This is a genomic window from Xanthomonas sp. BRIP62411, assembly GCF_003993525.1.
Lineage (GTDB): Bacteria > Pseudomonadota > Gammaproteobacteria > Xanthomonadales > Xanthomonadaceae > Xanthomonas > Xanthomonas euroxanthea.
The window spans coordinates 256,133-270,252 of sequence record NZ_QEZI01000022.1; the positions used below are offsets into that span (position 1 = coordinate 256,133).

General features: G+C 63.9%; 8 protein-coding genes. 7 read left to right on the plus strand and 1 reads right to left on the minus strand.

Translation table 11 applies throughout. From position 1 onward, the window contains the following. Positions 1-45 precede the first annotated feature (45 nt). From galD to EO139_RS17905, 7 genes are all read left to right on the plus strand, one after another. Positions 46-1,716, plus strand: coding sequence for a GH35 family beta-galactosidase GalD (galD, locus tag EO139_RS17875; RefSeq protein WP_126971816.1), 1,671 nt, complete (start codon positions 46-48; stop codon positions 1,714-1,716). 122 nt (positions 1,717-1,838) lie between these two features. Then, positions 1,839-4,742: a TIM-barrel domain-containing protein gene (locus EO139_RS17880; protein ID WP_126971718.1), complete on the plus strand. Its 2,904-nt coding sequence runs from the start codon at positions 1,839-1,841 to the stop codon at positions 4,740-4,742. A 91-nt stretch (positions 4,743-4,833) separates the two neighbouring features. Then, positions 4,834-7,206 carry a glycoside hydrolase family 95 protein gene (locus EO139_RS17885; RefSeq protein WP_164739910.1) on the plus strand — a complete coding sequence of 791 codons (2,373 nt, stop codon included), beginning with the start codon at positions 4,834-4,836 and terminating at the stop codon, positions 7,204-7,206. After that, positions 7,203-8,696, plus strand: coding sequence for a xylulokinase (gene xylB / locus EO139_RS17890; RefSeq protein WP_126971724.1), 1,494 nt, complete (start codon positions 7,203-7,205; stop codon positions 8,694-8,696). The genes EO139_RS17885 and xylB overlap by 4 nt, the downstream gene beginning before the upstream one ends. Before the next feature lie 47 nt (positions 8,697-8,743). Continuing rightward, on the plus strand, positions 8,744-10,081 hold the full coding sequence (xylA, locus tag EO139_RS17895) for a xylose isomerase (RefSeq protein ID WP_126942573.1): 1,338 nt from the start codon (positions 8,744-8,746) through the stop codon (positions 10,079-10,081). Between the two features lie 87 nt (positions 10,082-10,168). Further along, a complete protein-coding gene (locus EO139_RS17900) occupies positions 10,169-11,596 on the plus strand; it encodes a sugar porter family MFS transporter (protein WP_164739111.1) in 1,428 nt (475 codons plus the stop codon). Positions 11,597-11,981: 385 nt separating this feature from the next. Then, the gene (locus tag EO139_RS17905; RefSeq protein ID WP_126971729.1) at positions 11,982-13,520 is read left to right on the plus strand and encodes an MASE1 domain-containing protein; all 1,539 of its coding nucleotides are present in this window, start codon (positions 11,982-11,984) and stop codon (positions 13,518-13,520) included. On the opposite strand, the gene EO139_RS17910 is transcribed toward EO139_RS17905, so the two are convergent. Next, positions 13,474-13,941: a hypothetical protein gene (locus tag EO139_RS17910; RefSeq protein ID WP_126971732.1), complete on the minus strand. Its 468-nt coding sequence runs from the start codon at positions 13,939-13,941 to the stop codon at positions 13,474-13,476. The genes EO139_RS17905 and EO139_RS17910 overlap by 47 nt on opposite strands. Positions 13,942-14,120: the final 179 nt, after the last annotated feature.

Here is a 14,120-nt window from a genome sequence, read left to right on the forward strand (position 1 = left end):
GTGATTACTCCTTCGACTGCACGCCGATGCCTGCGTCCGCTGCTGCTGTCCGCGCTGACGCTGGCACTGGCTGCGTGCCAATCCGGCGAGCAGGACGACAAAGCCAAGCCGACCGCAGTCGCACCGACTGCCGGCACCGCAGCGACCGCACCTGCCACGGCAGCGGCGCCGGCTGCGCAGACGCCGATGCCGCAGTTCGTCAGCAAGGACGGCAAGCACGCGTTGATGGTCGATGGAGCGCCGTTCCTGATCCTGGGCGCGCAGGTCAACAACTCCAGCAACTATCCCGGCGTGATGGACAAGGTGTGGCCGGCGATGCAGGTGCTGGGCCCGAACACCGTGCAGGTGCCGATCGCCTGGGAGCAGGTCGAGCCGGAAGAAGGCAAGTTCGATTTCTCCTTCGTCGATACGCTGCTCACGCAAGCGCGCGAGCACAAGGTGCGGCTGGTGCTGCTGTGGTTTGCGACCTGGAAGAACAACGGCCCGGCGTACGCGCCGCACTGGGTCAAGACCGACAACCAGCGCTTCCCGCGCGTGGTGACGCGCGAGGGCAAGGCGATCGGGTCGCTGTCGCCGCATGCGCAGGCCACCCTGGATGCCGACCGCAAGGCCTTCGTGGCCTTCATGCAGCATCTGAAGCAGGTCGATCCGCAGCACACCGTGATCATGATCCAGCCCGAGAACGAGCCGGGCACCTACGGCAGCGTGCGCGACTTCTCGCCGATGGCGCAGAAGCTGTTCGACGGCCCGGTGCCGGACGCACTGCTCAAGCGCCTGAACAAGCAGCCGGGCAGCTGGGCACAGGTGTTCGGTGCCGATGCGGATGAGATCTTCCATGCCTGGTCGATCGGTCGCTACATCGACCAGGTGGCCGAGGCTGGCAAGGCCGAATACCCGCTGCCGATGTACGTCAATGCCGCGTTGCGCGGCCCGTTCAATCCCGGCCAGCCCGGCCAGTACGCCAGCGGCGGCCCCACCGACAACGTGCTGGACGTGTGGAAGGCGGCCGGCCCGCATATCGATCTGCTGGCGCCGGATATCTACATGCCCGAGTACCGCACCTACACCACGGTGCTGGAACGCTACGCGCGCCCGGACAATGCGCTGTTCGTCGCTGAAACCGGCAACCGCCCCGAATACGCACGTTACCTGTTCCCCGCGCTGGGCCATGATGGCATCGGCTGGTCGGCGTTCGGCATGGACTACACGCGGTACTCCAACTATCCGCTGGGCGCCAAGCACGTCAATGAAGAAACGCTGGCGCCGTTCGCGCTGGGTTTCGAGCTGGTCAAGCGCGGCATGCGCCCGTTCGCCAAGGCCGCCTCCGAAGGCAAGCTGCACGGCACCGCCGAAGAGCCCGGCCAGGCGGTGCAGGAGCTGAAGCTCAACGACCGCTGGAGCGCCACCATCACCTACGGCGTGCCGCAGTTCTGGTTCAAGGGCGAGCCGCCGGGCAACCCCGAGCCGATCGGTGCGGCGCTGATCGCCGAGCTGGGTCCGGACGAATTCCTGGTCACCGGCTATCACGTGCGCGTGACCCTGCATCCGGCCAGCGAGGCGACCGCCAACATGCTCTACGACCGTGTCGAGGAAGGCGTCTACGAAGGCAGCGACTGGAAGTTCGAGCGCAACTGGAACGGCGACCAGACCGATTACGGAGTCAACTTTTCCAGCGCGCCGCAGCTGCTGAAGATCAAGCTGGCCACCTACAAATAAGCCTGCTCGGAAGCGTGCTGCACAGCCCCACCGCCGCGCAGCACGCGGTCCGCCAGGCTGAATCCACTGAACCATGCGCTGCCGCCCCCGCGGCACCGTTTCGTAATTCCAAGGGAGTGAACATGCAAACCATCAACCGTTCCGCCGGCCATGCGCCTGCCACCCGACGTACACCGCTTGCCCAGTGCCTGGCGTTGTCGCTGGCCTTGCTGGCCAATGCCGCGCACGCGCAGGAAGTGCGCAAGGCCGCCGACGGCGTCACCGTGGTGCCGAGCGCCAAGGGCGCCGCACCGGTACGTCTGCAGGTCGTCGACGCCGGCATCATCCGCGTCAGTGCCGACCCGGATGGCGACTTCGCCCGCAGCCCCAGCCTGATGCGCGTGCCGGTGCAAGGCGACACCGCCTTCCAGGTGGCCGAGCAGGGCGGCAACGTGCAGCTGAAGACCGGCAAGGTCACCGCCACCGTCTCCACCGTCGATGGCCACGTCAGCTTTGCCGATGCCAATGGCAGGCCGGTGTTGTCGGAAGTGGCCGGCGGGCGCAGCTTTGCCCCGCTGAAGGTGGAAGGCAAGCAATACCTGACCGTGCGTCAGCGCTTCCAGTCGCCCGACGACGAAGCACTGTACGGCTTCGGCCAGCACCAGCAGGGCTGGATGAACCAGAAGGGCCGCAACGTCGAGCTGCAGCAGAACAACATCGACATGGCTGTGCCCTACCTGGTGTCCAGCCGCAACTACGGCCTGCTGTGGGACAACAACTCGATCAGTCGCCTGGGCGACCCGCGTGGCCTGCAGCCGCTGCCCAAGACGCTGAAGTTGTACGACGCCAAGGGCAAGGCCGGTGCGCTGACCGCGCGTTATGCGATCGATGGCAAGCAGATCGTCGAACGTCGCGAGAGCGAGGTGAATTACCAGTACCTCAGCGACTTGACCAAGTATCCGAAGAAGGCGATCACCAAGGACAAGAACAGCCGCATGCAGGTCACCTGGGAGGGGCAGATCGAAGCACTCACCGGTGGCGAGCACACCTTCTCGCTGTATTCGAGCGAGTACGCCAAGCTGTACGTGGACGGCAAGCTGATCGTCGATCGCTGGCGCCAGAACTGGAACCCGTGGAATCACGAGTTCAAGCTGGCGCTGGAGCCGGGCACGCGCCACACCGTCAAGGTCGAGTGGGACCTGATCGACCCCAGCTACATCGCGCTGCTGCATCGCGACCCGCTGCCGGCCGCCGAAGCGAAGGACCTGTCGCTGTGGTCCGAAGCCGGCCAGATGATCGACTACTACTTCGTCTCGGCCGATTCGTACGACCAGGCCGTGGCCGGCTACCGCGAACTCACCGGCAAGTCGGTGATGCTGCCCAAGTGGGCGTATGGCTTCTGGCAGAGCCGCGAGCGTTACAAGAGCCAGGACGAGCTGGTCGGCGCGGTGGCCGAATACCGCAAGCGCAAGCTGTCGCTGGACAACATCGTGCTCGACTGGTCGTACTGGCCGGAAGACGCCTGGGGCTCGCACGATTTCGACCCGCAGCACTTCCCCGATCCGGACGGCATGGTCAAGGCCGTGCATGACATGCATGCGCAGATCATGATTTCGATCTGGCCCAAGTTCTATCCCACCACCGCCAACTACAAGGAACTGGACGCTGCCGGTTTCATGTACAAGCGCAATGTCGAAGTCGGTGAGCTGGACTGGATCGGCAAGGGCTACAAGAACTCGTTCTACGACCCGTACTCGGAAAAGGCCCAGGCCATCTTCTGGCGCCAGGTCAACGAAAAGCTCAACAGCAAGGGTTTCGATGCCTGGTGGATGGACGCCGACGAACCGGACGTGCATTCCAACCTGGACATCGGCGAGCGCAAGGCACGCACCACCCCCAATGCGCTGGGCTCGTCCACCGAGTACTTCAATTCCTATCCGCTGCCGCACACCCATGGCGTGTACGTGGGCGACCGCGCGGCCGACGACAAGCGCGTGTTCATCCTCTCGCGCAAGGGCTATGCCGGCACCCAGCGCAATGCAGTGGCGGTGTGGAGCGGCGACATCGTCTCGCGTTGGGACGACATGCGCGACCAGATCTCCGGGGGCGTCAACATGGCGCTGTCGGGCCTGCCCAACTGGACCTTCGACATCGGCGGTTTTGCGGTGGAGAAGCGCTACGAGAACCAGGACCCGGCGCATCTGCCGGAATGGCGCGAACTCAACACGCGCTGGTTCCAGTTCGGCGCATTCGTGCCGATCTTCCGCTCGCATGGTCAATTCCCGTACCGCGAGATCTGGAACATCGCCCCCGAAGGCACGCCGTTCTACGACAGCATGGCGTACTACAACCGCCTGCGTTATGCGCTGCTGCCGTACATCTACAGCCTGGCCGGCGATACCTATCAGCGCGATGGCGTGATCATGCGCGGCATGATGATGGACTTCCCCAACGACGCGAAGGCGCGCGACATCAACGACCAGTACCTGTTCGGACCGGCGTTCCTGGTCGCACCGGTGACCCGCTTCGGCGCCACCTCGCGGCAGGTGTATCTGCCGGCCGGCAGCAGCTGGCTGGATTTCGCCACCGGCAAGCGCTACGAGGGCGGCCAGAGCATCGAGGCGGCCGCGCCGATCGAGCGCATGCCGTTGTTCGTGCGCGCAGGCTCCATCGTGCCGACCGGCCCGGTGCAGGAATACGTGGATCAGAAGCCGGATGCGCCGCTCACCGTGGTGGTCTACACCGGCGCCGATGGCCAGTTCTCGCTGTATGAGGACGACGGCAAGGGCTACGGCTACGAGAAGGGCGAGTTCAGCCGCATCCCGTTGGTCTGGAACCAGGCCAAGGGCGAGCTGAGCATCGGCAAGCGCGAGGGCAGCTGGACCGGCATGCAGGCCAAGCGCACCATCAACGTGCGCTTCGTTGATGGCCCGCGCGACGACGCCGGTGCGCTCGAGCCCAAGACCGATACCAGCATCCAGTACGACGGCAAGCCGGTCAGCGTGTTGCAGCGCAAGATTGCGTCCGGCAAAGCGCGTCGTCGATGATCGCAGGCTGTCTTCAGTCGATGAGCAAGCAGATGCCGGAACGCCGCAAGGCAGTCGCGTGCGGTTCCGGTGAGGCAGCACGGCGGTGGCCGTGCTGACCCGTCGCGAACTGTGCAAGGCAACCGGGGCCGCGATTGCGGTCCTGGGCGCTGCGCCGGTTGCCGTGCAGGCTGCCGCATCGTCCAGACACGCCGCGTTGCCGGCCGCGGCGCCCGCCGATGCCTTGCAGCTGTGGTACCGCGAACCGGCCAACGAGTGGGTGCAGGCGTTGCCGGTCGGCAATGGCCGGCTGGGCGCGATGGTGTGGGGCGGCATTGCCCACGAGCGCCTGCAACTCAACGAGGACACGCTGTACGCAGGCGGCCCGTACGATGCCACCAGCCCCGACGCGCTGGCGGCCCTGCCACAGGTGCGCGCGCTGGTGTTTGCCGGGCGCTATGCCGAGGCCGAGACACTGGCCGACGCCAAGCTGCTCTCGCGTCCGCTCAAGCAGATGCCGTATCAACCGCTGGGCGATCTGCTGCTGGACTTCGATCGTGCCGACGGCATCAGCGAGTATCGCCGCCAGCTCGATCTGGATACTGGCGTGGCCACCACCACGTTTCGCTCCGGCGGTGCTGTGCACACGCGCGAGGTGTTCGTGTCGGCGCAGTCGCAATGCATCGTGGTGCGCCTGTCCTGCGATCGGCCACGCGCAATTTCCCTGCGCGTGGGCATCGACAGCCCGCAGACCGGCGAGGTCACGGTGGAGCAGGGCGGGTTGCTGTTCAGCGGTCGCAACGGCAGTTTCGCCGGCATCGAGGGCAAGCTGCGTTTTGCCTTGCGCGTGCTGCCGCAGGTCAAGGGCGGCACGCTCAGTGGCCTGCGCGACCGTCTGCGCATCGAAGCGGCCGATGAAGTGGTGCTGCTGCTCACCGCCGCCACCAGCTACCAACGCTACGACGCTGTCGATGGCGACCCGCTCGCCTTGACCGCCGCAAGCATGCAGAGGGCGGGCAAACTGGATTACGCCGCATTGCTGCGTGCGCATCTGGCCGATCACCAGCGGCTGTTCCGGCGCGTGGCGATCGACCTGGGCAGCAGCGACGCGGCCAAGCTGCCCACCGACGAACGCGTGCAGCGTTTTGCACAGGGCAACGATCCGGCACTGGCTGCGCTGTATCACCAGTTCGGCCGTTACTTGCTGATCTGCAGCTCGCGGCCCGGCACCCAGCCGGCCAATCTGCAGGGCATCTGGAACGACCTGATGCAGCCGCCGTGGGAAAGCAAGTACACCATCAACATCAACACCGAGATGAACTACTGGCCCAGCGAGGCCAATGCGCTGCACGAGTGCGTCGAACCGCTGGAAGCCATGCTGTTCGATCTGGCCAAAACCGGCGCGCACACCGCACGCGCGATGTACGACGCACCGGGTTGGGTGGTGCACAACAACACCGATCTGTGGCGCCAGGCCGGGCCGATCGATGGCGCCAAGTGGAGCCTGTGGCCGATGGGCGGCGTCTGGCTGCTGCAACAGCTATGGGACCGCTGGGATTACGGCCGCGACCGTGCCTATCTGGGCAGGATCTATCCCCTGTTCAAGGGCGCGGCGGAGTTCTTCGTCGCCACGCTGGTCAAGGATCCGCAGACCGGCGCGATGGTGACCAACCCCTCGATGTCGCCGGAAAACCAGCATCCGTTCAACGCCGCGCTGTGTGCCGGCCCCACGATGGATGCGCAGCTGCTGCGCGATCTGTTCGCCCAATGCATCGCGATGAGCAAGCTGCTCAAGGTCGACGCTGCCTTTGCGCAACGCCTGGGTGAATTGCGCGAGCAATTGCCGCCCAACCGCATCGGCAAGGCAGGGCAATTGCAGGAGTGGCAGCAGGACTGGGACATGCAGGCATCGGAGATCCATCACCGCCACGTCTCGCATCTGTACGCGCTGCATCCATCCAGCCAGATCAATCTGCGCGACACGCCCGAGCTAGCGGCTGCCGCAAGGCGCACGCTGGAAACCCGTGGCGACAACACCACCGGCTGGGGCATCGGCTGGCGGCTGAACCTGTGGGCGCGGCTGGCCGATGGCGAGCATGCTTACCGCATCCTGCAACTGCTGATCTCGCCCGAACGCACCTACCCGAATCTGTTCGACGCGCATCCGCCGTTTCAGATCGACGGCAACTTCGGCGGCACCGCCGGCATCACCGAAATGCTGCTGCAAAGCTGGGGCGGCAGCGTGTTTCTGCTGCCCGCCCTGCCCAAGGCCTGGCCGCGCGGCAGTGTGCGGGGCTTGCGCGTGCGCGGCGGCGCCAGCGTGGACCTGCACTGGGACGGCGGTCGCCTGCAGCAGGCCCGCGTGCACAGCGATCGTGGCGGGCGCTATCAACTGTCTTACGCAGGGCAGACCCTGGACCTGGAACTGGGCGCCGGTCGCACCCAGCAGGTGGGCCTCAACAACAACCGATTGGTGATGCAATGAGCTTGTACGTAGGACTGGATGTGGGCACGCAGAGCGTCAAGCTGGTTGCCTACGATCCGCAGGAGCGCGCCGTGGTCGCCACGATCGCCGCGCCGATGGAGCTGATCAGCCGCGACGATGGCACCCGCGAGCAGCAGGCGCAGTGGTGGATCGACGGCATCGTGCATTGCTTCGCCCAGCTCGATGGCGAGCAGCGTGCACGGGTGCGCGGTATTTCGGTCTCCGGCCAGCAGCACGGCTTCGTGCCGGTGGCCGCCGATGGCAGCGTCACCGCGCCGGTCAAGCTGTGGTGCGACACCAGCACCGCGCTGGAATGCGACGAAATCATGGACGCGGTGGGTGGTGCGGCAGGCAGCGTGGCCGCCGCCGGCAACCCGATCATGGCCGGCTACACCGCCTCCAAATTGCCGTGGACACGCAAGCATCGTCCCGAGGCGTATGCAGCGATGACCACGGTGATGCTGCCGCACGACTACGTGAATTTCTGGCTCACCGGCGAGCGCTTTGCCGAAGTCGGCGATGCCTCCGGCACCGGCTGGCTGGACGTGCGCACACGGCAGTGGTCCGAACGCATGCTAGGCGCGGTGGACGCACAGCGCGACCTGCGCGAGGCATTGCCGCCGCTGGTGGAGACCGGCGCGGTCTATGCCTTGTCCAACGCAGCCGCCGACGCATTGAACCTGCCGGCCGGCGTGCGTGTCACCACCGGCGGCGGCGACAACATGATGGCCGCGATCGGCACCGGCAACGTCGTGCCCGGTCGCCTGACCATGAGCCTGGGCACCTCGGGCACCTTGTTCGCTTACGCCGATCACCCGGTGGTGGACGACGAGGCACGCTGGGCGGCGTTCTGTTCGTCCAGCGGCGGCTGGCTGCCGCTGATCTGCACCATGAACTGCACCGTCGCCACCGAGGCGGTGATGCGCATGTTCTCGATCACCCGCGAGCAGACCGAGGCCTTGATCGCCAGCACCACGCCGGGCGCCGATGGCCTGGTGCTGCTGCCGTTCTTCAACGGCGAGCGCACGCCCAATTTGCCGGACGCCCGCGGCTGCCTGTTCGGCATGGACCTGCACAACACCACCGCCGCGCATTTCTATCGCGCCGCGATGGAAGGGGCGACCTACAGCCTGCGCAACGGCTTCGATGCCTTTGTCGCGGCGGGTCTGCAGTTCGACACCATCCTGCTCACCGGCGGCGGAAGCAAGAGCGCGCAATGGCGGCAGATGGTGGCCGATATCTTCAACCTGCAGGTCGTGGTGCCGACCCAGCCCGAAGGCGCTGCCTTCGGTGCCGCATTGCAGGCCCTGTGGGCCTGTGATCGCGACGACGGCGGTGCGGACGCATTGTCGGATGTGGTGCTGGAGCATCTGCAGATCGACCAGGACCTGTCGGCGCACCCGGATCCGCAACGCGTGGCCCAGTACCAGCAGCACTACCAGACCTTCCTCAAGCACCTGCAGGTGGTCAGCCCGCTCTACGCCGGCTGATCGACCCGCTTTCTACAACTCCCCCAGCAGCAAGGACATTCCACCCCATGAGCAACACCGTCTACATCGGCGCCAAAGAATATTTCCCCGGTATCGGCAAGATCGGCTTCGAAGGCCGCGACTCGGACAACCCGCTGGCCTTCAAGGTCTACGACGCCAACAAGCAGATCGGCGACAAGACCATGGCCGAGCATCTGCGCTTTGCCGTGGCCTACTGGCACAGCTTCTGCGGCAATGGCGCCGATCCGTTCGGCCCCGGCACGCGTGCGTATCCGTGGGATATCGGCAACACCGCATTGGACCGTGCCGAAGCCAAGGCCGATGCCGCGTTCGAATTCTTCACCAAGCTCGGCGTGCCGTATTACTGCTTCCACGACATCGACCTGTCGCCCGATGCCGACGACATCGGTGAGTACGAGCGCAACCTCAAACACATGGTCGGCATCGCCAAGCAGCGCCAGGCCGACACCGGCGTCAAGCTGTTGTGGGGCACCGCCAACCTGTTCTCGCACCCGCGCTACATGAACGGCGCATCGACCAACCCGGACTTCAATGTGGTGGCGCGTGCGGCGGTGCAGGTCAAGGCCGCGATCGATGCCACCGTCGAGCTGGGTGGCGAGAACTACGTGTTCTGGGGCGGCCGCGAGGGCTATGCCTGCCTGCACAACACCCAGATGAAGCGCGAGCAGGACAACATGGCGCGCTTTCTGACCCTGGCACGCGACTACGGCCGTGCGATCGGCTTCCAAGGCAACTTCCTGATCGAGCCCAAGCCGATGGAGCCGATGAAGCACCAGTACGACTTCGACAGCGCCACGGTGATCGGCTTCCTGCGCCAGCACGGCCTGGACCAGGACTTCAAGCTCAATATCGAAGCCAACCACGCCACGCTGTCGGGCCACAGCTTCGAGCACGACCTGCAGGTGGCAGCCGATGCAGGCCTGCTCGGCAGCATCGATGCCAACCGCGGCAACCCGCAGAACGGCTGGGATACCGACCAGTTCCCGACCGACCTGTACGACACCGTCGGCGCGATGCTGGTGGTGCTGCGCCAGGGCGGGCTGGCACCGGGCGGGCTGAATTTCGATGCCAAGGTGCGCCGCGAGTCGTCCGACCCGCAGGACCTGTTCCTGGCGCATATCGGCGGCATGGACGCGTTTGCACGCGGGCTGGAAGTGGCCAATGCGCTGCTGACGTCCTCGCCGCTGGAGCAGTGGCGCGCCGAGCGTTACGCCAGCTTCGACAGCGGCGCGGGTGCGGAGTTTGCCAACGGCAGCAGCACGCTGGTGGATCTGGCCCAGTACGCGGCCGGCAACGAACCCAAGCAACTCAGCGGCCGCCAGGAAGCCTACGAGAACCTGATCAACCAGTATCTGACGCGTTGATGTCCCGTGGCCGGCGGCGCACTGCGCGTCGCCGGCCGATGTCGGCCGCCCCCGTGGCCGCTCCTTTGCATGCTTCCAGGTGAACCCATGTCCAGTGTCTCCATAGACGGCGCCCCCGATGCCGGCGAGAACACCCGTTTCATCGTCCTGATCAGTTGCGTAGCCACGATCGGCGGTTTTTTGTTCGGTTTCGATAGCGGCGTGATCAACGGCACTGTCGACGGCCTGAAGCAGACCTTCAATTCCAGTGCCGCCGAGACCGGGTTCGAAGTCGCCTCGATGCTGCTGGGCTGCGCCATTGGCGCCTTCTTCGCCGGCCGTCTGGCCGACCGCTGGGGCCGCCGCGCGGTCCTGATCATTTCTGCGGCACTGTTCCTGCTCTCGGCCATTGGCGCCGGTGCCTCGCACAGTTCCGGCTTCTTCATCTTCGCCCGCGTGATGGGCGGCTTCGCGGTGGGCGCGGCCAGCGTCATCTCGCCGGCCTACATCGCCGAGGTCGCCTCCGCGCGCTATCGCGGCCGGCTGGCCACGATGCAGCAGATCGCCATTATCAGCGGGCTGTTCTGCGCGTTCCTGAGCAACTACCTGCTGGCCAACGCCGCCGGTGCCTCCACCGAGCCGCTATGGGCCGGGCAGGCCGCCTGGCGCTGGATGTTCTGGATGCAGGCGGTTCCCTCGCTGCTGTTCCTGTTGCTGCTGCTGGTCATCCCGGAGAGCCCGCGCTACCTGGTGGTCAAGGGCCGCCGCGAGCAGGCGCTGGTGGTCTTGAAGCGCCTGTACGGCAACGCCGCCGCGCAGACCAAGCTGGCCGAGATCTCGGCCTCGATGTCGGCCGACCAGCACAAACCCAAGTTCTCCGACCTCATCAACAAGGCCACCGGCAAGATCCGCCCGATCGTCTGGATCGGCGTGGGCCTGGCGGTGTTCCAGCAACTGGTCGGCATCAACGTGGTGTTCTATTACGGCGCCGTGCTGTGGCAGGCGGTGGGTTTCTCCGAACAGGACGCGCTGCTGATCAACGTGCTCTCCGGCGGACTGAGCATCGGCGCCTGCCTGGTCACGGTGATGCTGGTCGACAAGATCGGCCGCAAGCCGCTGCTATGGGTCGGCTCGGCCGGCATGGCGGTCTCGCTGGCCCTGGTGACTTATGCCTTTGCCACCGCCTCGCTGGATCCCAACGGCAAGCTCGCCATGTCCGATGCCATGGGCATGCTCGCGCTGGTGGCCGCCAACGTCTACGTGGTGTTCTTCAATGCCTCGTGGGGCCCGGTGATGTGGGTGATGCTGGGCGAGATGTTCCCCAACCAGATCCGCGGCTCGGGCCTGGCCATTGCCGGCGCCGCGCAGTGGACCTCCAACTTCGCCATCACCGTCAGCTTCCCGATCCTGCTGGGCAGCATCGGCCTGGCCGGCGCCTACGGCATCTACACCGTCGCCGCGTTCATCTCGGTGTTCTTCGTGCTCAGGTACGTCTACGAGACCAAGGGCAAGGAGCTGGAGCAGATGGAGGGCTGATCTGCTCCGTTATGCTGATATCGGCATGGAAGACGAACAAGGCCGCGCACTGCGCGGCCTTGTTCGTTGACGGTCTCGCCTGGCATCTTGCCGATGTCTCGCATGCCTGCATCGCTGCAGGCGCCTCAATCGCGCCGGCTGTCATCGTTGGGCTGGATGCGGTGCATGCGCCTCCTCGCGACTGCTCGCAGCTCTGGCCTCTGCTGTGTCAGGCGACCCGATTCCCGCGTGGCCCAACGCACCAGCAAAGTGCAATGCGCGTCTTCAACGGCGATAACCGCCTTGAAGGGCACCGGCTCTTTTTGCAAATTGTGCGCCACCGCTATACTCCACCAGGCAGTTTCCCTCCAGACTAGGGCGAATCGTGGAACCAAGGAGTGGTGGTATGGCAGTAGCTAAAGAGCTTGTCAGGGGCATGCTGATCAGCGTGTGCTACTGCTTGGTGTTTCTGTTGCTTTGGCGTTTTTCCCTTGATCAGTGGTACCTGCCAGTTGGTTTGCGGGTCGTTACCTTGCTCTATCGACCCTATCGGGAGTGGCCGTTTCTGTTGGCAGGGGACGCTGCAGCGATGTTGTTCCTGCGGATTCCTTTGGGCGAGCTTCAGGGGTTCAGCCCGCTCTGGTCGTATTTGAGCCCCCTATTGCACGCGCCCTTGATCGCCTGTGCGATTGGACTGCTGCGTTACCGCGCTCCTTACATCGTCAAGCGGGAGCAGTGGCTTGTCCCCGCTGCTCTCGCGCTAGCGCTTTGGAATGCGTTATGCAGCCTGTTATTGAATGGGCTGCTCGGTGGGCCGCCGATCTACCCTGTTATCGACTTGCTGTTGCGATATGGAGCGGGCAGCTATCTCGGCGTGCTCACCCTGTTGTTGCCGGTAATGTTGTGGGCCAATTGGAATCAGAGTCCTGTGCGTTCCAGTTTTCCGCGGGATGTTGGCGTCGCTGTGGTTGTTGTCCTCAGCTTCTTCTTCACTCTTAGTGTCTTGAATGATCCATCGATTCGAAACGTTTTGATGGTCGCGATGCTCGTGCCGATGGTGGTGCTGACTTTCAGGCATGGGTGGAGAGGGAATGCCTTAGGGGCGCTGTTGGCAAGTTTTGCGCTTGAGTTCTCAATGCCTAAGGTGTATCAGCTCGGGTTCTTTGATCAGGCTGTTTTCAATATCCAACTGCTTTATGCGTTTGTGACGACGATTCTGTTTGTCTTTAACGCCCGTCTACGTGAGCCTGTCCGCGACGGTATATCGAATCAGTCGAAGGATGATATTTACACTTTGGGTCGCGCAAGCTACGCCAGCGCCGAGCGCTTGTTGCGCAATCGCGTGCTTGAATACTCCGACATCAATGTGCAGATCAATCGGATGCGCAAAGATGTGGTGGCCGATTTGAGAGCAAAAGGGCAGCACTCGGTTGCGATGGAGATGACACGAGTGGGTGTTATCGAATCGCAGCTGTTGCAGCAATATGTGGCTGCATTGTATCCGTTGGAAATAGAGACGCATGGGTTGTATCAAGCGCTATGTTCGCCGGCGCTTGAGCGCTTCTGTGCTTCTAAGTTCCAGTATGTGTTTCGTGGCGACTGCAGGAGCCTGTCTTTGGAGCTACAGTTGAGCGCCTATCGCAGTGTGCTCAATTGCGTCGAGATTCTGCCTCCGGCTGGCAGGCATTTCATCCAGGTGCGTGCATGGATAGCGAGGGAGACCCGTGGTGTTGCAGTACGTGTTATTGCTGATTCCGCATCGGTTGACACGGTGCGGCGCGACTCGAATGACGTAGAAGCAGAACTGAAAGCAAGATTGAAAGCGCATGGCGGCATGTTTCATCGCCGCCATGCATTGGTTCTGACATTCCTGGTCGCTGAAGCCAATCCCGTACTGGTCAGGGAGACACGATCCACTGATCCCCAGTTGCTCCGCGCCGTGTGAGCACTGTGAAGTTTCTTGTCTTATAGACAAGTTGGGCTTGACTAAGCTGGGCTGCATCGTTTGCAGTCAGCTCGCTCAGGCTTGGAGCTGAGGAGATTTTATTTTTCTTGGGCAATACAACGCGATCCACATCCTTGCCCATTGGTAGGGTCCATAGAGCGTCATCCACCCGGGCGACGACAGCGTGGACCACGCCGGTGACATCGTTGATTTGCAAATATGTCACGCCATCACGATGGAACTCGTAGATGGCAAGCGAGGAGTCCATAGCGAGGTTGGCTGCCTTGGGATTGCTATCGCCAAGCCCGACGGCGGGCGCGCCGATGCCGCCACTGGGGCAGCAATCAGCCATCGCTGCGCTCGATGCGAAGAGTCCGACGATTAAACAAAAAGCCATAGGCCAGGTTTTTGCGTTCTTCATGATTTTGCCTTCCCCCTGCATGGGGCAACTCCGCCTGCGATTCAGGCGCTTATACGTTACGTGTTGAATGGCAGATTTTGTTGATTGTTTGTCGCAGAAAATCGCTGTGGCATACCGTCCGCCGATCAGCGAGGACAGTCAACCGCATCCGCCGTTACCTGGACCTATCCGGTCAGGCG